The sequence below is a fragment of the Agrobacterium sp. H141 genome (genome assembly GCF_057158725.1).
In genome coordinates, this window is record NZ_JBXENI010000003.1 from 223,741 (window position 1) to 245,116 (window position 21,376).

Consider the following 21,376-nt stretch of genomic DNA (forward strand, 5'->3'; position numbering starts at 1 on the left):
TCCATGCCCGATCGCAAATCGGACGCTGAATCGATTGGAATTCAGCGTCCGAAAATTGTACCTGGCATGACATGCTTTGGCCCGACCTCTAAGCCGCAGCAGCCCTCTTGTTCAACAGCAACTGCCTTACGGCAATCGGTGCCATCAGCAGAAGACCGATGACCGTGGCGATCAGATCCGGTGCGACCAGGAGAATTGCGGCCAGAACCAGGGCAATACGCTCGTACCAGTAAAGCGGGGCGAAGAGCCAGTTGGATACCGCCGCCGCCAGTGCCCAGATACCCAGAACCGTTCCGCTGAAGGCCAGGAAGAAGGCCGTCCAGGTAAAGTTATCGGTGACCAGCAGCAGTGCCGGCTGGAAGGCGAAGACGAAGGGAACCAGTGCCTTGCCCATGCTGAGACGGAATGCGGTATTGCCGGCCTTGAAGGCATTGGCGCCGGCGATGCCCGCTCCCGCATAGGCCGCCATCGCAACCGGTGGGGTCACATCCGCCAGAACGCCATAGTAGAACACGAAGAAATGGGCGACCAGAGGCTGGACGCCGAGCATGCCGAGGATCGGTGCTGCAACGGCAACCATGATGATATAGTTCGCGGTTGTCGGAATGCCGCAGCCCATCAGGATGCAGACGATGGCGGTCAGCATCAGGGTGAAGAGCAGTGTGAGTGTCGGCACGCCCATCAGTTCGAATGGCAGGAATGCCAGCAGGCCGTGGATCGAACCGGCCCAGTCCTGCGCAACGCTGGTCACCATATAGGCGATCTTGAAGCCAACGCCGGTCAGGGTCACCACGCCAATCACCACGCCCACCAGTGCCGCGGCGGCTGTGACGGACAGCGATTGCTTGGCGCCAAGGATAAAGCCTTCCCATACGCCATGGGCGGTACCACGCAGACCATCGACGATGCCGCTTGCACGCACCTGCTGGATGATCAGGACCACGATGCAGGCTGTGATCGACCAGAAGGCCGCAGCAAAGGGTGTGCGACCGGACAGCAGCACTGCCACCAGAAGCAGCAGCGGCACAACTGTCAGCCAGCCCTTTTTCAGTACCTTCCACGCATTGGGAATTTCCTCTGGAGACAGTCCACGCAGACCCAGGCGGCGCGCTTCCAGATGGACCTGAACCAGAACGCCGAAGAAGTGCATGAAAGCCGGAACGAGCGCCGCGGTCAGAATGGTGGTGAGCGGCAGGCCCAGATATTCGATCATGAGGAATGCGACGGCACCCATGACTGGTGGCGTGATCTGACCGCCGGTCGAGGCGGCGGCTTCCACGGCTGCGGCGAAGTGGCGGGGATAGCCGATACGGATCATCGCGGGAATGGTGAGAGCCCCGGTTGTCACCGTATTCGCAATAGACGATCCCGAAATCGAACCGAGCAATGCGGAGGAAAGCACCGAGACCTTGGCAGGGCCACCGGCATAGCGACCGGCCAAGGCCGATGCCACGTCAATGAATAACTGACCAAGTCCGATGCGTGTCGCCATCACACCGAACAGCACGAAATGAAACACATAGGTGGCAATGACGCCAAGGGCCGTGCCGTAGATGCCCTGCGATGTCAGATAGAGGTGGTTGACGATATTCGACCAGCTGGCACCCGGATGAACGAGGATGCCCGGCATCGACTTGCCAAAATAGGCATAGGCAATGAAAAGAAGCGCGATGACGGGGAGCGGCCAGCCCATGGAGCGGCGAACCGCTTCCAATAGAACGACAATCAGAATTGTCCCCATGATGATGTCGATCGGGAGTGGATTGCCGACGCGGAAGGCGAGATCGCTGTAGATCCAAGGCACATAGAGGGCAGCCATCAGCCCGGCTATGCCCAGGACCCAGTCTATCAATGGCAAACCGAAGGGCGACAGGATGCCAGGCTTGATCTCCTTCTTGCCGAAGGCAGAAAAGCTGAGGAAAACCACTAGCAAGGTGACGCCCAAATGAAGGCCGCGGTGAACCGTTGCCTGCGGGATACCGAAGCCTGCGGTGTAGAAGTGATAGCACGACAGCAGAAACAGGATTGCCGCCGTAATCAGGGTCATGGGCCAGGCAAGAGTGCGAAACCGCATCTCCGGATCGAAGGTTTCTTCGATTGCCTGCAGCTCGTCGGCCGTCATGTGTTTGACGTCCTCAGCCGTATCCTGCCTGTTCTGATCGCCGGTCATAGGCACCTGCCTCTTTTGCAAATATGGGAAAGAAAGGGCCGTGCATCGGCTGCACGGCCCTCATCAGATCGCTACGTGGCCAAGGCCAGGTAACCAGATGCTTACTTCAGAAGGCCTGCTTCCTTGTAGAACTTCTCAGCGCCCGGATGCAGCGGAATGCCAATGCCGTTCAAGGCATTTTCCTTGGTGATGACCTTGCCCTTGGAATGGCCCGCATCGAGCTGCTTGCGAGTGTTGTCGTTCCACAGAGCCTTGGTGATGCCGTAGATCAGGTCTTCCGGCTGGTCAGCACTGGTGATCCACTGCGCACCGACCGCCAGGGTCTTCACGTCGGCGTCGCTGCCCTCATAGGTGCCGGCCGGAATCGTGTTGGAGGCGAAGAAGGTGTATTTCTCGCAGATCGAGGGAGCCTCGTCGCAGGAAATTGGTACCAACTTCACGTCATGCTGGCTGGCCAGTTCTGCAATCGCGCCGGCCGGAAAGCCGCCCACGAAGAAAAACGCATCCATGGCACCATCGCGCATGCGGTCAGCGGCCTGATCGGGCTTGAGGAATTCTGCCGAAATGTCGGATTCCGAAAGGCCGTAGCCTTCCAGGATGATGCGTGCATCAACCAGCGTACCCGAGCCAGGCTCATCCATGGAAACGCGCTTTCCCTTGAGGTCGGCAACGCTGTTGATGCCGGAACCGGCGCTAGCTACAAGGTGGATGCTTTCCGGGTAAAGGTTGGCAATGGCGCGCAGCTTCTCGACGGCAGGCTTGCCATCCCAGATGCCCGTTCCCGTGTAGGCCCAGGTGGCAACGTCAGACTGGGCAAAACCGGATTCCAGCGAACCGCCGGCAATGGCGTTGATATTGGCAACAGAGCCGTTGGACGACAGCGCCGAGGCCACGAGACCGGGCACACCGCATGAGCCGCCTTCTTCGCAAGGGCGCGAACCGGGTGGGCTTGAAATCGCATTGGCCAACAGTCCGCCAATTGGATAGTAAGTCCCGGCTGTCCCGCCGGTGCCGATCCGGAAGAAGGAAATGTCCTGCGCCATTGCGGTTGTTGCCAGCCCCAGAACCAGTGCTGCGCCCGCGATGAATTTGTAGTGTTTCATGGTAACTCCCTCTTATGATCTTGCAATTTTGGCTAAGCTTAAGTGCGTTTTTGCGCAGCTGCAAGACAGCGGAGTCGTTCTCCCGGACGTTGTTTAACGGCCAGGAAAGAATTCACATTGATTAGAAATTGCATTGCCCGAATTGCACGCCTTCAGCGTGTTCTTCCGGTATCTACTTAAGGTTGTTTTGAAAGTGCAAAACTACTCTTTCACGTTCCTTGCCGCTCGATTTCGGAAAATCCATGCATTGACTTAAGCCAAGCTCATACGCGTCGGCGTTGATTTCTCAAGTCTCTACCGGAAGCGTAAATTGGCCTGAGTCCAGGAATGTCTCGATCATCTCGCGATAGGGCGCGATATCGATACCGTTGGCGGCAAGCCATTCCGGATTGTAGTAGGTCGATGTGTAGCGGTCACCGCTGTCGCAGATAAGCGAAACCAGCGATCCCTTTTCACCGGCCTCCAGCATGCAGCTGGCAATCCAGCAAACACCGAAGAAATTGGTGCCGGTCGACCCGCCGACGCGGCGGAACAGTCTTTCCGACAGCACATGCATGGCGGCAATCGAGGCCGCGTCCGGAATACGGATCATGTGGTCGATCACGCCGGGCACAAAGGACGGCTCGACACGCGGTCGCCCGATGCCTTCAATCCGCGAGGGGCGAGCGGACGTGGCCTTCATGTCGCCGCTATGCCAGGCATCGTAAAAGGCTGAATGTTCAACATCGACGACACAAAGGCGCGTCGGGAAATTGCGATAGCGTATATAGCGCCCGAGCGTTGCCGAGGTGCCGCCGGTGCCGGCAGACATGACCACCCAGGTCGGATGGGGATGAACCTCACCCTCCATCTGCTGGAAAATGGACTCGGCAATATTGTTGTTGCCACGCCAGTCGGTGGCGCGTTCGGCATAGGTGAACTGGTCGAGATAGTAACCACCGGCTTCGGCAGCCAGCCGCGCGGCGACGTCGTAGACCTCGCCCGGATTATCGACGAAATGGCAGCGCCCGCCGAAACGTTCGATAGCCTCGATCTTCTGCCGGCTGGTGCTATGCGGCATCACCGCAATGAAAGGCAGATCGAGCAGGTGGGCGAAATAGCTTTCACTGACTGCCGTCGAACCGGAAGACGCTTCGACCAGCGTGGTGCCCTTGCGGATACGGCCATTGCAGATGCCGTAAAGAAAGAGAGAGCGGGCAAGCCGGTGTTTCAGGCTTCCCGTCGGATGGGTCGATTCATCCTTCAGATAGATCGAAATCCCCTTCAGCCCCGGAAAGACAGGATTGACGAGATGGGTATCGGCAGAACGCCGACCGTCGCCCTGGAGCAGTGCAATGGCCTCGCGCGCCCAGACACGATCCTCGCTTGCGGGAAGCTCGGTAATGTTGGGGCAGGCAATGGAAGGGGATGTCATGGCTATGTGTCCGATCAGATGGCGATGACGGCTTCAACTTCGACCTTGGCACCCTTTGGCAATGCCGAAACTTCGAAGGTGGCGCGAGCCGGATAAGGTGCGGTGAAGGCAGCGCCATAGGCTTCGTTGATTGCAGCGAAACCGGAGAGATCGGTCAGCAGGATCGTCGTCTTGATGGTCTTGGAGATGTCCGTGCCGGCAGCTTCAGCAATGGCCGCAATATTCTTCATGCACTGCTGCATCTGACCAACCGCATCCTCGGCTGCAAACTCGCCGGTGGCCGGATCGATCGGCAGCTGGCCGGAAACAAACAGCAGGTCGCCATGGCGAACAGCCTGGGAGTAGGGGCCGATGGCGGCAGGTGCCTTGTCTGTGGAGATAGCGTTCATGATGAGGAGGTCCTTTCGTGTGTCTGATACCGGGGCTAGACTTCTATGAATTTACATCAAAGTTCAACATCCGGTCTGCGCCCTGACATCAGGTCAGCGAGAATGCGCGCGGTTCCGCAGGATTGCGTCCATCCATTGGAACCATGACCGGCATTGAGATAGAGATTGGCAAATTGCGTTGGCCCAACCTTGGCCGGTCCACCCGGCGTCATCGGACGAAAACCGCACCAGAACTCGATCTGTTCGTAGTCGCAGGCATCGGGAAACAGCGTTTTGACACGTCCAATCAGACCCGTGCGGGCTTCGGGCCTCAAGGCCCTGTCATAGCCAGCGATTTCGGCCACGCCGGCGGCGCGCAAGCGATTGCCAAGACGCGTGACCATGACCTTGGAATGCTCGTCCATGACAGACGAGACCGGTGCGGCTTGGTCGTCAGAAATGGCTGCTGTGATCGAGTATCCCTTGACCGGGTAGACGGGCAGATCAATGCCGAGCGGCTTCAGCAGCGAAGGCGCAAAGGCTCCAGCTGCAAGCACGAAAGCATCCGCGCTCATTTCGCTGTCGCGGGCCTCCTCAGAGCGGGTGCGAATGCGGGCAATCTTGCCACCGTCCCTTTCGAGCGCCGTGACGGTCGTATTGAAATGAAAACGGCAGCCGCGAGCGATCAGCAAATCTGCAAGCGCCCGTGTGAACAGATGGCTGTCGCCGGTGCCGTCTTCGGGCAAATGGAGTCCGCCGGCAAAGGACGCATCGGCCTGTTTCAACGCCGGCTCGAGACGCATGATCTCCGGCGTCTCGACGAAGCGGTGGGCGATGCCAAGCTCCATCAGGACCTTGGCGGAGCGGCGTCCGCCTTCTGCCTCTTCCTCGGTCTGGAAGACCTGTAATACGCCCTTGTCAGCTTCATCGAACCGGATGCCAGTCTTGAGACGAAGTTCGCTCAGGCAATGACGGCTATAGTGAGCAATGCGCTGCATGCTGGACTTGTTTTCGGCAAAGCTAGTCGGATTGCAGTTGGCGAGAAAACTCAAAAGCCAGCGCCATTGCGCCAAATCGAGCCGTGGTCGGATCTTCAGCGGTGGAAAATCATCAAACAACCATTTCAATGCCTTGAGTGGCATTCCAGGCGCGGCCCAGGGGCCTGCGAAACTCGGGCAAATCCCGCCTGCATTGCCATAGCTTGCCTCACCGGCAGGCCCAGGCAGCCGCTCGACGACGGTCACCTCATGGCCAAGCTCGGTCAGATACCAGGCTGTGGTCACACCGACGACGCCGGCCCCGATAATAATGACTTTCATTTTGTTTCTTCCCGCGTGCCCTGTAGGTGCGATCAGTAGGTTCCGGGATAGCCGCCGCCATCGATGAGCAGATTCTGGCCGGTAACGAATCCGGCCTTGTCGCTGCAGAGGAAGGCGAAATAGGCGCCGATCTCGTCGGTGCGACCATAGCGGCCGGCGGGGTTACCCTTGGCGCGTTGCTGCCAGATTTCATCGAAGCTTGGACCGCCTTCTTCCAGCATACCAGCGATATGCTCGCGCTGCGCATCGCTGTCGATGATGCCGGGCAGGATGTTGTTGACGGTAACGTTGCGCGCAACGGTCTGACGCGCAAGACCCGCGGTAAAGCCGACGAGGCCGGAGCGGGCGCCATTCGACAGTCCGAGTTCCAATTGCGCGATCTTGACGCTGCGCGAGACGATGTTGACGACCCGGCCGAAGCCGCGTTCCATCATTCCGTCGACTGTGGCGCGCATCATCTCGATGGGCGCCAGCATCATCAGATCCAGAGCGCCGATCCAGTCCTCGCGCTCCCATGTGCGGAAGTCGCCGGGTGGATAACCGCCGGCATTGTTGAGGAGGATGTCAGGCAAAGGGCAGGCGGCCAGGGCTGCAGCACGGCCTTCGGGTTTGGTGATATCGGCTGAGACAACCTTGACCTCTGCGCCCGTCCGTTCCCGGATTTCGGTGGCCGTCTGTTCCAGCATATCCAGATTACGGGCAACGATGGTGATTGCCACGCCCTCTTCCGCCAATGCCATTGCGCAGGCTTTTCCCATGCCCTTGCTGGCACCGGTCAACAGAGCCTTGCGCCCGCGAATTCCAAGATCCATGTCAGTTTCCTTGATCGGTATTGGCAGCCCACGGTTCAATCCGCACAAGGGCACTGAGCGCCGCGCAGGCCTTGGCCAGCGACGAGGTCTGCCGATCGGCGGTCAGAACATTCGGATTGCCGTTTTGTTCGACTGTGCCCTCTGCGGTATCAGTCGGCGCAAACCAGGCGCCGGTCGGCATCAACAATACGCCTTGCCTGATCGACGAGGTCACCTTGGCGGTCGCAAAACAGCCACCGCGTGCATTAAAGAGCCTGACCTTTTGGCCATCTACGATGCCGCGCAAATTCGCATCGTCAGGATGGATCGTCACCGGCGCAGCCGTGTCACTGCCAAGCACAGGGTAAAGCTGACCATGCAACTGCTTTTCCGGCTGGTTGGTTATCAGGTGCAACTCGCCGAGCTTGGCATTGCCCAGCCATTCGACCGGTTCGAGCCAGGCAGCATGCGCCGGGCAGTCGGCATAGGCAAAACCCTCGATTGCCGTCGAGAAGAGTTCGATCCGGCCAGAGGGCGTGGCAAGTGGCTTGAGGGACGGATCGGCACGAAAATCTTCCAGCATCACCTCTGGAGCTTCCGGATCCGGAACGCGCCAATAGCCCTCCGCAAACAACTGTTCGAAGGATGGCGCCTGCAGCGCTTCGGCACGGGCACGGGCTTCTGTATTTTCCCACAGATGCCGCAGCCATTCTTCCTCATTGCGACCCTCATCGAAAGCAGGGCGGCAGCCGAGACGGTCTGAAAGGGCGCAGAAAATGTCGAAGTCATTGCGCGCTTCGCCAACCGGGTCGATCAGTTTGGGCATGGCAAAGACGTAAGGATCGCGGGACGATCCGCCGATATCGTTGCGCTCCAGACTGGTGGTTGCCGGCAACACGATATCGGCGCGCTTGGCAGTGGGCGTCCACCACGGCTCGTGCACGATCACCGTCTCAGGACGCTTCCAGGCCTGATCGAGCTTGAACAGGTCCTGGGCATGGTGAAACGGATTTCCGCCCGCCCAGTAGACCAGCTTGATATCGGGATAGGAAAGCGACTGGCCGTTGAAATCGACCGTCTTGCCAGGGTTGAGCAGGCAATCGGTCACGCAGGCAACTGGAATGGCGCTGTTTGCCGGGTTTTTCAGGCCGCTCATAACCGGAACATAACCGCGTCTTGCCATCGCGCCGACGCCGTTCATGGAGCCGTAGCCGAAGCAGAAACCACCGCCCGGAAGACCGATCTGACCGAGCATGGCCGCAAGGGCAATCAGCGCCCAGAACGGCTGCTCGCCGTGGTCGGCGCGTTGCAGCGACCAGGCTGCACTCAGCATGACACGACCGGACGACATCATCTGCCAGAGCGCTTCCAGCTTGCCAATCGGCACGCCGCTCGTCTCAGCAGCCCAGCCAAGCGATTTGACGACGCCGTCATGCCTACCTTGCAGATAGGCGAAGAACGCGTCCTGTCCGGTCACATAGCGGCTCAGGAATTCGGTATCTGCACGACCGCTGACAAGCGCCTGATGGGCAAGGCCCAGCATGATCGCAGTGTCGCTGTTCGGGCGTGGTGAAATCCAGGTGGCATCCAGATCGTCGGGTGCATCGCCAGCAAAGGGCGATACGACCACAAAGCGTGTGCCACGGGCTTTGGCCTTTTGAATGAATTCGGGCATGTCATGGCGACCGGCACCGCCCGAGGTGACACGCCAGTTCTTCGGATTCAGGCCGCCAAAGGCAACAACGACATCCGTGTGGTCCGCAATGCTTGCCCAGCTCGTTGCTGCATGGGAAACGGCACTCGCGTCACCCAGCACATGGGGGAGGATGACATTGGCCGCACCCCAGCTGTAATTGCCAACCTGATCGGTAAAGCCGCCGGCAGCGCTCAGGAAACGGCGCACCTGCGTGCGGGCATGATGCAGGCGACCGGCGCTCGACCAGCCGTAAGACCCGCCAAAGATGGATGCTGCACCATGGTCTGCATAGACACGGGTCAGTTCACCCGCCACCAGATCAAGCGCCTCGTCCCAGCTGACGGGGACCATCTCCTCTTCGCCACGCTTGCTGCCATCGCGGCTCCCTTTCAGGAAGCCGGCACGCACATAGGGACGATCGATGCGCCGATCGGAATAGACCAGTTCTGGCCAGGCGCCGATCATTTGCGGATCGGCGCCGGCATCGCCGAAGGGACGCGCCTCGATCAGCCGGCCGTTTTCGACCAGCGCCTCGAATGCGCCCCAATGGCAGAGGCTTATTTTATGCGTGCCTGACAAGGTCACTCAGCCGCAGCGGCGAAATCGACTTCGAAGCCGTAACGCTCTGTAAGGCCAAGATCCTTGAAGGCCTGGATGCCGACCTGCAGCTTGGCACCGTCAATCGGCTGCAAAGGCTTGCGCAGCGGACCAGACGGCATGCCGAGAACGCGCATCAGCGTCTTTACGGCGACCGGGTTGATGGCGGAATAGGCAAAGTGCAGCATGGGCAGGTTGGTCAGCCATGCTTCACGGCAGTTGAAGGCATCCTCACCGCTTTCCCATGGCTTGGAAATGATCGCCATTTCGCGCGGAATGATGTTGCCTGTCATGTTTGCCGTGCCATGGCCGCCCAGCGCCATGGTTGGAATAACCAGACCGAGGTTCGGCGAGCAGCAGCACATGATCGCCATATCGGGCTTGGCAGCGCAAACCTGAGCAACCTGGCCCACGCGGGTGGTCGATTCCTTCAGCACCACCATATTGGGATGCTCGGCAAGCTTCAGCAGATCGTTCCAGTGCAGGTCGGTCTTCACGCGCGGCGGGTTGTTGTAAAAACCCATGGCCAGATCGGTGCTGTCGAGCACTTCCATGGCGTAATCGGTAATGGCGGCATTGTCGGCGCAGATATAGGCAGGCGCTGCCAGAATGGCACCGTCGGCACCTTCTGCCTTGGCATAGCGGGCATAATCGATGGTGGTTTCGGTATTGTTGCCGGTAATGCCGTAATACATCAGCATATTGCCCGGCTTCATCTTGGCGGTCTCGGAGATGATCATCTTGCGCTCTTCGGCAGACAGCATCGAGACTTCGCCGGTCGAGCCCATGATCAGCACCGCTTCGGTGCCGTTTTCATGGTGCCAGTTCAACAGCGTGCGGAAACCTTCGTAGTCGATCGTTCCGTCGTTGTTCATCGGGGTAACGAGGGCGACGAACGAGCCCTTTGGCTTGATATGAGCCATGGTAATATCTCCTAGAAATATTGTGGAACGAGAAGCTTGGGCAGGCCCAGAACGATGTCGGGGACCCAGAGCGAGATGCAGGCGATGAAGATCGTCAGGATACAGATCGGCAGAACCGCGATCATGGCACGGCCAATACTGACCTCACCGATCTGGGCCGCGATCAGCAGGCAGATACCGTAAGGCGGCGTGACGAGACCGATCGACAGGATGATGGTGGTCAGAACGCCCAGATGTACCGGGTCGACACCCGAGGTCGTGCCAAGCGCCTGGATGATCGGCAGGAAGATCAGGGTCGCCGAAATCGGGTTGAGGACGGTGCCGATCAGCAGTAGGAAGCCGACCAGCATCAGCATGATGAGGTAAGGGTTCGATGTCTGCGCGGTAATAAAGTCCACCACGATCTGGGCTGCTCCCAGATAGGCGATCAGCCATCCGAAGATACCGGCGCCGGCTACTGTGAACATCGGTACGGCAAAGTCGATGACCGCATCGGTGAGCAGTTTGGGCATGCTGCGCAATGGCACGTCGCGATAGACGACGAGCGACAGGAACAACGCCCAGCCGACCGCGATGATGGAGCCTTCCGTGGGCGTAAACACACCGCCGACGATACCGCCCAGCACCAGCACGGGGATCAGCATGGGGGCTGCACCGCGCTTGAGGATGCCACCCATGGCCCTGATACCGGGGAACGGGTCGGCGGGATAACCGTGACGAACAGCGAGGATGTAGGTGTAGATCATCATCGACAGGCCGATCAGCAAGCCCGGCACGACGCCGCCGAGAAAAAGCGCGCCGATGGAAACATTGCCGAAGGCACCATAGACGATCAGCACGATTGACGGCGGAATGATGACCCCGAGCGTGGAGGATGCGGCTGTCAGGGCGACAGCAAAGGCTGGATCATAGCCGGCCTTTTTCATCGCCGGAATGAGGATAGAGCCAACGCTTGCGGTATCGGCGGCAGCAGAACCGGAGAGGCTGGCAAAGACCATGGAGACGAACACGTTCACATGGCCCAGACCGCCACGGACATGGCCAACGCTTGCATTGGCAACGGCCAGTAGCCGATCGGTGATGGAGCCGGCATTGAGAACACGGCCAAGCAGCATGAAGAAGGGAACCGCCAGCAAGGTGAAGCTGTCGATGCCGGAATACATCTGGTTGACCGCAGACGTCAGCGGCAGGCCCTGCTGCCACATGACAATCAGGGAGGCGGCGATGAGCGAAAAGCCGATATTGACCCTGAGAATGATCAGGACGAAGAAGCTTGACAGAAGGAGGACCAGCGGGTTCATCGGGCGGACTTTCCGGTGAGCATGTCGAGCAGTGTCTCGAAGGAGAATAGCGCCATCAAAATCCCGCTGACCGGGATTGGCAGGAACAGCCACATGCGGGAAATGCCCAGTGACTGAATGGTTCCGGACTGGCGCAAGGCCACCAGCGCATAGCCGTTGACGACCAGCAGATAGACGACCAGTGCGGTAACGAGCATGCCGAAGAACGCGAGTGGCACGTTGAGCGCCCGCCAGCTCGGTGGCAGCATGTCCACCGTGTAGTGGGCGTTGCGCCGCAGTGCCACAGCGGCACCGACGAAAATCAGCCAGGAAAACAGAAGCTGTGCCAGATCCGGTGTCCAGATCAGCGGCAGCTTGAGGATGGTTCTGGCCAGAACCTGGAGCCCGACCATAAGGATCAGACCCAGGAAGCCGAGCCAGAGGCCGAACTCGGCCACGGCTGCGACATGCGTGTTAAAACGGCGCAACATTGAAGGAATACCTTCCCGAGACAGATTGAGGGGGCAGCCGAGACTTACTTGGCTGTCAGCAACTCATATTCTGCAGACAGATCGAGCTTTTCGGCAAGCTTGGCCTGGATCGGCTCGAGCTTTGCCTTGAAGGCTGCGGTATCCGGATGGGTAACCTTGACGCCGTGATCCTTGGCCAGCGAATCCACCAGATTGGCATCATATTCGATGGCCTTTTCGACACCCAGTTCATTGGCTTCTGTGGCCGTTTCCTGCACCAGCGCCTTCAGGTCGTCCGGCAGCTTGTTCCAGGTCACATCCGAAATGGAGATGTGGTTGATCTGAAGCGTGTGCTGGGTGAGGGCCAGATTGGGGGCGACTTCGTAGAGCTTGGCGCCGGAATAACCGGGAAGCGAGCTTTCCATCGCGCCTGCAACACCGGTCTGAAGTGCCGCGTAAAGTTCGCCCCAGGCGATCGTCACCGGCAGCATGCCCAGCGCGCTCCAGGTTTCGGCATCCATCGGCGATGGTGGCGTACGCATGCGCATACCGGCGAGATCGGCAAGATCATTGACCGGCTTGTCCTTGGTCGCGAGGTTACGCGCGCCCGATGCGCCCAGTGCGAGAAGATGAATGCCGAGACCACGATCTTCGTAGATCTTTTCGAAATGGGCCTCAACCGGTGTGCCGGGGCCGATCTTCTTGGTGATGCCTTCCATGCCGTCAAACAGATAGGGCATGGTGAAGATGCCATATTCCGGAACCTGCTCGGCGGCATTGCTGGTCGTGCTGATCATCATGTCGATCGTGCCGAACGCCAGTTCGCTGATCACAGCCGGATCCTGGCCGAGTTGTCCCGAATCGAAGATCTGGACGGCGATGCGACCGTCGCTCTTTTCCTCCAGCGTCTTCTTCATGAATTCCGCCATGTCGTTATACGGATGCGGCGATTTCACCAGCGTGTGAAGACGCATGTTGAAATCTGCAGCCATTGCTGACGAGACGCTGATGGTCAAAGACGCAATTGTGGCGAGGAGGCGTTTGGCGCGCATGGTCGTGGTTCCCTTTTGCTATTTGTTAAGACGAGCTTCTGTCCGGTTCCCCATAAAATCAAATAGAATTAATCTTTCGATCCATGCGTAAATGTTATGGAGTGAAAACTTCCAGGCCGGGTATCTCGGCCAGCGTCCGGACGAGCGCATCGGCAAAGCCTTCGGCTGCCCGCGTGATCGGAATCTCTGCCGGCTTTATCAGATGGAAATCAAAGGGAATTTCCGGCTCGAATGGCACCGTTGCCAACCTGTCGCCGAAAATTTTAGGCGTGAACGGGTCGACGATTGCAACGCCGATGCCAACAGCAGCCAGGCCGCAAGCGGAGTAGGATGGCTGGCTTTCCATGGCAATACTCGGGGTGATGCCGGCTGAAGCGAAGCTCTGCGTCACGTAATTGGCCGTGACGGTGTGATGTGCGAGCGCCACCATCGGTTCATCCTTGAGGTCGCGGGGACCGATGGACGAAAGCCCGGCCAGAGGATGATCCTTCGGCATGACGCAAACGCAATAGCTGCGATAGGAGGCGATGATGTCGATGTCGCGACGTTCGACATGGGTCTGGGCCAGGCCGAAGTCGAGCTGTCGCGACGTCATCATGTCCACGATCCGGGAGGAGGTGTGAACATTGTGGGTCACCCTGATGCCGCGATGCTCGTCGAGGAACCGCTTTAGCGTTGCCGGTACGATCTCGAAACTGACCATTGGCATGGTCGAAATATGCAAGGTGGCGCGGCGCAGATCCTTGATCTCGTTGGCCGCCTGCTTCAGGCGGTCGAAACCGTAATACATGCGCTCGACTTCCTGCTGAAACTGGATCGCCTCCGGTGTCGGCTGGATCTTGCCGCCCTGGCGCAGAAAGAGCGAAAACCCGATTGCCTGCTCCAGATCCGCGATCAGACGGCTGACGGCGGGCTGCGAGACGTTGAGCGTTTGTGCCGCCGCCGTGATCGATCCGTGCCGCATGGCAAGGCGAAAGGCCAGTATCTGTCGTTGATTCATATCACTTCTTCACCGTGCAATTGGTCCTTCACCCTGTCGCAATAGATCGGGCGAGGCAATGTCGACAGATCGCCTCTTCAGGCCATGAACGCCGTCAAGCGGACTGGCGATTGCGACCTCAATAACAAAAATACGCTGATCCGCCTGACCTCACTGCAGCCCTTCGCGTTCGCGGTCGCACTAGGTGCGCGCTTCAGTTCGTCCCTGCAGTTGCGGCATGCTGCGCTTTGCCCATTCCTGCCGCTGCTGCTCGCCCTGCCGCCTGACGGACGTCGGCGTTACGGCAAAGGCTTTCTTGAAGCGACGGATGAAGTGCGACGAGTTTTCAAAGCCGGTTTGAATGGCGATATCGATCAAGGGCATATCCGTTCCCGCGACCAGCCGCATAGCCGTTTTCAGGCGAAGAACCTGATAGATGGCCGCAGGCGTCGCATTCAGCTCCTTCTGGAAAAGCCGCTCCAGTTGCCGGCGCGACAGGCCGATCTTGTCCGCCACTGCGGCAATATCCAGCACTTCTTCAATACGCTGTTCCATCAGCATCAGGCTGCGGCTGACCCGCTCGTCGCGAATGCCACCGAAATCGAGTGGGTCGCGCGGCTGGAGTTCGTCTGAATCGCGGCGGCGAACGATCTGCAGGATTTCCAGCGCATTGCGCTCCGCCTCCGGACCGACATGGCGGCGCAGAAGAAAGGTCGCAAGATCGGCAACGCTGCTGCCACCGGCGCAGGTCATGATGTTACGATCTTCGACGAAGATGCGCTGCGAGGTCACGCTCAGATTGGGAAAGCGTTCCTTGAACTCGCCGTAATGCAGCCAGCTGACGCAACTCAGCCGATCATCCAGAAGTCCGGCCTGGGCCAGAATGAAGCTGCCGGTACACACGCCCAGAACGGGAACGCCAAGGGCACTTGCCTGTTTCAGATAGCGTTCGGTTTCGGCATCGATCGGCTCGCTCACATTGAGCCGTCCGCCGATGACAGCGATATAGCTGAACTCTGTCGGAGGGCGCAGCGACGAGGTGGGGGAAACCTGCACACCGCAGCTCGACGTCATGAAATGCCGACTGCTGCTCAGAACTTCCCAATCGCAATTGATCCGGCCCGAGCGATCAGCGACATCGCTGCCAAGCCTCAGCGCATCAACGAACAGAGCGAACGCACTCAGCGTAAAGCCGCGCGCCAGGATAAACCCGACCCGCAGCTGATTTGGGTTGCGATGTTCGCCCTTCGGCGCGTGTTCATTTTGCGAATGCATGTCGCGGATGATTGAAGTCCATGCAGAAGCCCCGGTCAAGCCGGTCGCCGCCCGACATCACTGTTTTACGGCTCAAGGCCTGCTATCGCCAGGGGAAGTGATCGATGGGGCATCGCCGCCAGGCTTCGGCAGCTCATGGTTCGAGTACCAGAGTGCGGCGGCCTCGCCGGCCAGCTGGCGCGCGGCAATGATGGCCGTTTTGTCCTCTTCGGTCGATCGCCGCCGAATGATACGGTCAGACGCATGCATGGCGATTTCGGCTTCGGTGCTGGCAAGGCCTGCATCGCGACGTGCAGGCGCAATCAGTCTCGCATCGCCGCTACCGACCGCGTCGAGATAGGCTTGGTTGGCATGAACCGCCTCTGCGACAAGACTGGAAACCGATGCTTCCCGATTGGGCCAGACGATCAACGTAACCAGAATGGCGACCACGCTACCAAGCACATTGTCGAGAATGCGCGCAGACGCAATCCCTTCGCCGGGGCTGAGGATGTCCATGACCAGCACGAACAGTAGTGTGAGGAAGACGACGAACAGCGTGTAGTTGACCGAGCGCACGGCAATTGTCGCCGCGGCGATGGTAATCACCAAAGCGATCAAAAAAGTGTAGCCGATGGGCGCAGACAGAATTGCCAGTGCCAGTACACCGCCGGCAGACGAGCCGAGAATGCGCTCCAGGCTGCGGCTCCAGCTCATGCGGGGTCCCGGCTGAAGGACAACGATGATTGCCATGGTCGCCCAGTAGGGATAGGTGAGCGACAGCAGATGGGCGACAAGCGTGACGACAGCAACGCCGACCCCGGAGCGGACAGCGGTCTGCAGGACGCGCCTTGATTGTCCGCTGTCTGCCGCTTGCATGCGCGAACCGCTCAGCGCAACACTGGCATCATCATCCTCATGTTTGAAGGCAGCCGCAATGGCGTGAATGGCACGTGTACCGGCGCCATGCTGGGCGGGCAGCATTTGTGCCAGCATCCTCGCTCTCGGCTCAACCGCTTTGATATCGGTCGAGCGGTCGACAATCGTTTTCCGTGCCTGTGCAAGAAGAGGCGCGATCGCATTCAGTGCAGCGCGCAAATCCGCATCGAGCTGTTTTGTCAGGCGCAGATGATCGAGTGCCAGCAGGCCGTGGAAAACACTGTCGGCTATGGCCAGTGCTTCCTCCAGTCCGTTGGACTTGGCATCATCGGCGATTGCGTTCTGGCCCAAGAGACCGGTCGCTCTCTCGATTGCCATGCGCACGGCCCGGCGGTGCTGGCTATGCGTTGAACGCCGCGGATCCATCTGGTCTGCACCCTGCGCTTCCGCTATATCGGTCGCCATGTCGCCCAGCCGCGCATAGACTGCGGCAACCGCCTGTCGCGCTGGAAGCCACCGGTCCGTGCGCCAGACAATGGTGAGGATAATGGCAGCCCAGCTGCCACCACAGAAGAATGTCAAGGCAAGCATCGCTGCACCGGCTGCAGGCAGCGGATAACCCGCCGCCACCACTGCCACCACGCCAACCAGGGTCGCAACCATCGTCGACGCTGGCCAACGCAGCGGCAAAAGTGCGGTAATGGCGACCAGCACCGGGCCGACCGAAAGGGCAAAGACGATGCCGTAGCCAGCCAGGAATGACCCGATCAGTGCGGCCATGCTGCCCAGCGCCACGAAGCCCACCAGCAAACCGCGGCGTCGGCGCTCGGGGCCACCGGTATCGGCAAGACAGGTCCAGAAGGCAGCAAAGATCGCCCATCCGAAGTGGCTCTGGCCGGTCGCTACGACCACCAGCAATGGTACTGCAACAATGAATGCGGCGCGAATGCCATCTTCCAGATGCAAATGTTCAGGCGTGAGTGCGATGGCGCGCAGTTCAAGCCAGCGCGCCAGACCGCGAACCCGTTCAGGTGGTGTGCCTGCGTGCTTGTTCCTGTCTGGTCCACTCACGCTGCATCACCTCATGCCTCTGCCATAACCCATGGGCATCGCCAGGCCGGATATGATCAGGTCCGTGCGGGTCGAGATGCCGGCCCGCTTTTATCGCCATTCCCGGCGCATGCCAAGAACGGTGCATCTAATGGCTTCTAGCTCTGCTCCCGTCTGTTGTACAAGATGGAGGACCAGAGCGATATGCCGATCAAGGCAGCGCCGCCAAGGCCAGTCAAGGCTTCGGGGATATGGATCTGGGTCTGGCAGAACATGATCAGCGACAAGATCAGGATGGCATAAAAGGCGCCGTGCTCCAGATATCTGTACTCTGCAAGCGTGCCTTTTTCGACCAGCATGATCGTCATTGAGCGTACATACATGGCGCCGATGCCAAGGCCGATGGCAATGATGAAGAGGTTCTGGGTCAAAGCGAAAGCGCCGATTACGCCGTCAAAGGAGAAGCTGGCATCGAGCACTTCGAGATAGATGAAGGCACCCAGACCACCGCTTGCCGCTGAGCGCACACTTTGCTGAGACGCGTCCATAAATCCGCCGACGACTTCAACAAGCAGGAAGGTCACGAGGCCGTAGATGGCGCTGTAGACGAAGGAAACCGGTTCGTTCATCTCTGTCTGCGGAGCATCAACAATGGTGTAGGAAAATGCCAGGATCACGACCAGCATGAAGGCGATCTCGATGCCCTTGATGGCCGCGAAATTGGACAGATGGCGCTCCAGCCAACCGATCCAGTGAACATCCTTTTCCTGGTCGAAGAAGAACTTCAACGCCACCATCATCAGGAATGTGCCGCCGAAGGCGGCTATCGGCAACTGCGCCTCATGCATGATGAGCGCATATTCCTGCGGTCGCGACGCGGCCATGACGATGGCATCGATCGGGCCGATCCTGGCGGCAATGACCACGACCAGCAATGGAAAGACGATCCGCATGCCGAACACGGCAATGACGATGCCCCAGGTGAGAAAGCGCTTCTGCCAGACCGGCGTCATGGTCTTGAGCTTGTTGGCGTTCACAATGGCGTTGTCGAAGGAAAGCGAGATCTCAAGCACCGCCAGAATGGCACAGATCATGAAGATCGTTGCCGTTCCACCCACGGTGCCGGTCGACTGCCAGCCGAGCCAGGCACCGAGCGCCAGTCCGACAAAGGTCAGGATAAAGGCCCACCTGAAATAGCGTAAAGTGGATATTTTGGAGGGCATCTTGCTCATGGCTGCACCTCGAAGATCAGACCCTGGATCATTGTGCTAGCCAATATGGCGTCGTTCACGGTGTCGAATTCGACACGCGTCGCAAGGGAGACAGGTGAGAACATTTTTCACTCGCCGCCGGCTTATTTGCGGGTGATACCGACATCACGAGAGCGCCGTCATTCTCGCCAGAGGGGCCCGGTATCAGGTTTTTGAAGGCGCGGGATCTATTCACCGGCGCCTCTGAAGATAAGTCTGTTTCACCGCATTGCAAGCGGTGATCGCAGGTTCAGATCAGATCGAAGCGTCCGAGAATATCCCGGATCTTCGCGTCCTGCTCCGCGCTTGGCAAAAGTGCCGGCTGGCGCGAGGCTCCAACAGAATTATCCTGCAGATAAAGCGACCGTTTGACCAGCGCCGGCGGAAAGCCAAGCGCGTAGAGTTCCGTTCTGAAAGCCGTGTAGATTTCCTGCTGCCGCTCGGCATCGGCCATGTCGCCGGAGTTGAATCCGTTCAAGATGCCGGCCAGGACGTCGGGCATCGCATTGCCAAGGCCGGAGATGCAGCCAGCGGCCCCATTTTGCAGCGCCCACAAGACGAGATGATCGGGCCCGGAATAAACCTCGAAATCCGGCAGGTCGCGGGCAATCGCCAGATAGGCCTCCAGTGTTTCCTGTGCGCCGCCCGAATCCTTGATGCCGGCAATATTGCCATGGCTTGCAAGCTTTCGAGCGGTTTCCGGCTCGATATGGTTCTGTGTGCGGGCCGGGATATCGTAGAGGTAGACAGGGGTACTCACTGCATCGGCGACTGTCGAGAAATGGCGGACCAGACCGTCCTGCGTGCAGGCGATGAAGAAGGGCGTAATAACCGCGATGCCGTCTACGCCGATGCGGTCGAATTCCTTTGCAAGCTGGAGCGTTTCGAAGGTGGCCGGCATGCCGGCATTGACGATCACATCCACCTTGCCGGCAACCTCGTCGACCACTTCTTCCGTCAGGCGGATCTTTTCGCCATGGGTGAGGGCGCTAAAGTCGCCATTGGTGCCGGCGCACATGATGTTGTTGCCCGCCGCCACCTGACGGCGCACCTGGGCGCGGGTGGCTTCATAATTGATCGTCTCGTCCTCGTTGAAACAGGTCACGAGCGCGACAAAGGCTTTCTTGGACATCAGAAACTCCGCTTGAGAGGGGGGACAGTGGCCGCAAGGCCCGCCTGACGCGCCTTGCGGCGGGCAGACTGGACGTCTGGATCGGGATCGAGGCTGGCGCCGAGAAGTGCGCGGGTATAATCCTCGCGCGGGTTGTCGAAGACTTGCCTTACCGTGCCGAGTTCGACGATGTCACCCTTTTCCATCACCATCACATGGTCGGCAAAATCCCGGACAACCGGCAGGTCGTGGGCAATGAAGATAAAGGCAATGCCCATGTCACGGCGCAACCTGTCCAGAAGCTCGATCACCTGAGCCTGAACAGAGACATCAAGCGCCGAAACGGCCTCATCGCAGATGATCAACTGCGGTTCCAGCGCCAGCGCCCGCGCGATGGCGATACGCTGACGCTGTCCGCCGGAAAACTGGTGCGGATAGCGGCTCATGTGCTCTTGCGACAACCCCACCTGATCCAGCAATTCGGCCACCCGCTCGCGCCACTTCGCCTTGGGCAAAATATCGGGATGGATGACCCAGGCTTCAGAGACAAGCTGATAGACGGTCATGCGCGGATTGAGAGATTGGGTCGGGTCCTGGAACACCATCTGCAGATCGCGCCTGAGCTTGTAGAGTTCGCCCGGCGGCATCTGGAAAAGGTCCTTGCCTTTCCACTGCGCGCTGCCGCCGTCGGGTTCCTCAAGCCGCAGCAAGACGCGGGCAAGCGTCGACTTGCCTGACCCGCTTTCGCCCACCACGGCCATGGTTTCCCCGGCCATCAGATTGAAGGAGACACCCTTCAGCGCTTCGAAGGCGCCGTAAAACTTGCGCACGTCTTTCACGGCCAGCAGCGGTTCGCCAACAGCAATCGGCTGATGCATATTGCCTTTGCCCGGTGCCGCGGCAATCAGCTTTTTGGTATAGGGATGGCGCGCATTCTTGTAGACGTCTCGCACCGTGCCGCCCTCGACTAGCACGCCTTTTTCCATGACCACGACGCGGTCTGCGATATCGGCAACCACACCCAGATCATGGGTAATGATCAAGACGGCCATGCCGGTTTCCTGTTGCAACTCTTTGAGGAGCGCCAGTACTTCGGCCTGTACCGTCACATCCAGGGCGGTGGTCGGCTCGTCGGCAATCAGGAGATCCGGTTTCAGCGCCAGTGCCATGGCAATCATCACGCGTTGCCGCTGGCCGCCCGAAAATTCATGCGGATACTTGTCCATCGCGTTTTCGGGATCGGGAATGCCGACGCGACCCAGCAGACGCAAGGCCTCGCTTCGGGCACCATCAGACGCCATTCCGTGGGTCGTCATTGCCTCGCAGATTTGCCATCCAACGGTATAGACCGGATTGAGATGACTGAGTGGATCCTGGAAGATCATCGCAATACGCGAGCCGTTGACCCTACGCCTTTGCTCCGCTGGCATGGTCAGCAGGTCTTCGCCATCCAGCAAGATTTCGCCGGACGTAATGCGACCGGGCGGCATGTCGATGAGGTTCATGATTGCAGACGACGACACGGACTTGCCCGAACCGCTTTCGCCGAGAATGGCCAGCGTTTCGCTTCTGTCGAGATGATAGGAGATATCGCGTACCGCATGCACCACGCCATTGACGGTATGGAATTCGACGGAAAGATTGCGAACCTCAAGCAGATGATCTGCCAT

Annotated in this window: 17 protein-coding genes; all 17 read right to left on the reverse strand. The window is 59.2% G+C overall.

The window, feature by feature from the left end; all coding sequences use genetic code 11:
* Positions 1 to 88 precede the first annotated feature (88 nt).
* The 17 genes from ACWPM9_RS22880 to ACWPM9_RS22960 all read right to left on the reverse strand — a co-directional run bounded on the left by ACWPM9_RS22880 (position 89) and on the right by ACWPM9_RS22960 (position 21,376).
* Positions 89 to 2,170, reverse strand: a complete 2,082-nt coding sequence (locus ACWPM9_RS22880; RefSeq protein WP_484758117.1) for a TRAP transporter permease — start codon at positions 2,168 to 2,170, stop codon at positions 89 to 91.
* Positions 2,171 to 2,271: 101 nt separating this feature from the next.
* A complete protein-coding gene (locus ACWPM9_RS22885; RefSeq protein WP_484758118.1) occupies positions 2,272 to 3,273 on the reverse strand; it encodes a TAXI family TRAP transporter solute-binding subunit in 1,002 nt (333 codons plus the stop codon).
* 286 nt (positions 3,274 to 3,559) lie between these two features.
* A complete protein-coding gene (locus tag ACWPM9_RS22890) occupies positions 3,560 to 4,687 on the reverse strand; it encodes a PLP-dependent cysteine synthase family protein (protein WP_428188785.1) in 1,128 nt (375 codons plus the stop codon).
* Positions 4,688 to 4,701: 14 nt separating this feature from the next.
* Positions 4,702 to 5,076: a Rid family detoxifying hydrolase gene (locus ACWPM9_RS22895; protein WP_428188784.1), complete on the reverse strand. Its 375-nt coding sequence runs from the start codon at positions 5,074 to 5,076 to the stop codon at positions 4,702 to 4,704.
* Positions 5,077 to 5,132: 56 nt separating this feature from the next.
* Entirely contained in the window at positions 5,133 to 6,482 is a 1,350-nt protein-coding gene (locus tag ACWPM9_RS22900) for a D-amino acid dehydrogenase (protein ID WP_484758162.1), read from the reverse strand.
* Positions 6,407 to 7,186, reverse strand: coding sequence for an SDR family oxidoreductase (locus ACWPM9_RS22905; protein WP_428188783.1), 780 nt, complete (start codon positions 7,184 to 7,186; stop codon positions 6,407 to 6,409). The genes ACWPM9_RS22900 and ACWPM9_RS22905 overlap by 76 nt, the downstream gene beginning before the upstream one ends.
* Before the next feature lies 1 nt (position 7,187).
* Positions 7,188 to 9,440: a molybdopterin-dependent oxidoreductase gene (locus tag ACWPM9_RS22910; RefSeq protein WP_484758119.1), complete on the reverse strand. Its 2,253-nt coding sequence runs from the start codon at positions 9,438 to 9,440 to the stop codon at positions 7,188 to 7,190.
* A gap of 2 nt (positions 9,441 to 9,442) precedes the next feature.
* Positions 9,443 to 10,381, reverse strand: a complete 939-nt coding sequence (locus ACWPM9_RS22915) for a dihydrodipicolinate synthase family protein (protein ID WP_428188781.1) — start codon at positions 10,379 to 10,381, stop codon at positions 9,443 to 9,445.
* An 11-nt stretch (positions 10,382 to 10,392) separates the two neighbouring features.
* Positions 10,393 to 11,682, reverse strand: coding sequence for a TRAP transporter large permease (locus tag ACWPM9_RS22920; RefSeq protein WP_428188780.1), 1,290 nt, complete (start codon positions 11,680 to 11,682; stop codon positions 10,393 to 10,395).
* On the reverse strand, positions 11,679 to 12,152 hold the full coding sequence (locus tag ACWPM9_RS22925) for a TRAP transporter small permease (RefSeq protein ID WP_484758120.1): 474 nt from the start codon (positions 12,150 to 12,152) through the stop codon (positions 11,679 to 11,681). Before ACWPM9_RS22925 ends, ACWPM9_RS22920 begins: the two co-directional genes overlap by 4 nt.
* A gap of 44 nt (positions 12,153 to 12,196) precedes the next feature.
* On the reverse strand, positions 12,197 to 13,183 hold the full coding sequence (locus ACWPM9_RS22930) for a TRAP transporter substrate-binding protein (RefSeq protein ID WP_428188778.1): 987 nt from the start codon (positions 13,181 to 13,183) through the stop codon (positions 12,197 to 12,199).
* 94 nt (positions 13,184 to 13,277) lie between these two features.
* Positions 13,278 to 14,183 carry a LysR substrate-binding domain-containing protein gene (locus tag ACWPM9_RS22935; protein WP_428188777.1) on the reverse strand — a complete coding sequence of 302 codons (906 nt, stop codon included), beginning with the start codon at positions 14,181 to 14,183 and terminating at the stop codon, positions 13,278 to 13,280.
* Positions 14,184 to 14,363: 180 nt separating this feature from the next.
* The gene (locus ACWPM9_RS22940) at positions 14,364 to 15,437 is read right to left on the reverse strand and encodes a GlxA family transcriptional regulator (protein ID WP_484758121.1); all 1,074 of its coding nucleotides are present in this window, start codon (positions 15,435 to 15,437) and stop codon (positions 14,364 to 14,366) included.
* A gap of 72 nt (positions 15,438 to 15,509) precedes the next feature.
* Positions 15,510 to 17,366, reverse strand: a complete 1,857-nt coding sequence (locus ACWPM9_RS22945; protein ID WP_484758122.1) for an FUSC family protein — start codon at positions 17,364 to 17,366, stop codon at positions 15,510 to 15,512.
* Between the two features lie 137 nt (positions 17,367 to 17,503).
* Positions 17,504 to 18,577, reverse strand: coding sequence for a DUF475 domain-containing protein (locus ACWPM9_RS22950; protein ID WP_484758123.1), 1,074 nt, complete (start codon positions 18,575 to 18,577; stop codon positions 17,504 to 17,506).
* Between the two features lie 268 nt (positions 18,578 to 18,845).
* On the reverse strand, positions 18,846 to 19,727 hold the full coding sequence (locus tag ACWPM9_RS22955; protein ID WP_484758124.1) for a dihydrodipicolinate synthase family protein: 882 nt from the start codon (positions 19,725 to 19,727) through the stop codon (positions 18,846 to 18,848).
* Positions 19,727 to 21,376 (reverse strand): ABC transporter ATP-binding protein, encoded by a 1,650-nt coding sequence (locus ACWPM9_RS22960; protein ID WP_484758125.1) that lies wholly within the window; start codon positions 21,374 to 21,376, stop codon positions 19,727 to 19,729. Before ACWPM9_RS22960 ends, ACWPM9_RS22955 begins: the two co-directional genes overlap by 1 nt.

Bases quoted from the DNA above. Each gene is read 5' to 3' on its own strand.
- ACWPM9_RS22890 (WP_428188785.1), bottom strand. From the start codon at position 4,687: ATGACATCCCCTTCCATTGCCTGCCCCAACATTACCGAGCTTCCCGCA.
- ACWPM9_RS22935 (WP_428188777.1), bottom strand. From the start codon at position 14,183: ATGAATCAACGACAGATACTGGCCTTTCGCCTTGCCATGCGGCACGGA.
- ACWPM9_RS22940 (WP_484758121.1), bottom strand. From the start codon at position 15,437: ATGCATTCGCAAAATGAACACGCGCCGAAGGGCGAACATCGCAACCCA.
- ACWPM9_RS22960 (WP_484758125.1), bottom strand. From the start codon at position 21,376: ATGGCAGATCATCTGCTTGAGGTTCGCAATCTTTCCGTCGAATTCCAT.
- ACWPM9_RS22950 (WP_484758123.1), bottom strand. From the start codon at position 18,577: ATGAGCAAGATGCCCTCCAAAATATCCACTTTACGCTATTTCAGGTGG.
- ACWPM9_RS22885 (WP_484758118.1), bottom strand. From the start codon at position 3,273: ATGAAACACTACAAATTCATCGCGGGCGCAGCACTGGTTCTGGGGCTG.
- ACWPM9_RS22915 (WP_428188781.1), bottom strand. From the start codon at position 10,381: ATGGCTCATATCAAGCCAAAGGGCTCGTTCGTCGCCCTCGTTACCCCG.
- ACWPM9_RS22895 (WP_428188784.1), bottom strand. From the start codon at position 5,076: ATGAACGCTATCTCCACAGACAAGGCACCTGCCGCCATCGGCCCCTAC.
- ACWPM9_RS22920 (WP_428188780.1), bottom strand. From the start codon at position 11,682: ATGAACCCGCTGGTCCTCCTTCTGTCAAGCTTCTTCGTCCTGATCATT.
- ACWPM9_RS22955 (WP_484758124.1), bottom strand. From the start codon at position 19,727: ATGTCCAAGAAAGCCTTTGTCGCGCTCGTGACCTGTTTCAACGAGGAC.
- ACWPM9_RS22905 (WP_428188783.1), bottom strand. From the start codon at position 7,186: ATGGATCTTGGAATTCGCGGGCGCAAGGCTCTGTTGACCGGTGCCAGC.
- ACWPM9_RS22880 (WP_484758117.1), bottom strand. From the start codon at position 2,170: ATGACCGGCGATCAGAACAGGCAGGATACGGCTGAGGACGTCAAACAC.
- ACWPM9_RS22925 (WP_484758120.1), bottom strand. From the start codon at position 12,152: ATGTTGCGCCGTTTTAACACGCATGTCGCAGCCGTGGCCGAGTTCGGC.
- ACWPM9_RS22930 (WP_428188778.1), bottom strand. From the start codon at position 13,183: ATGCGCGCCAAACGCCTCCTCGCCACAATTGCGTCTTTGACCATCAGC.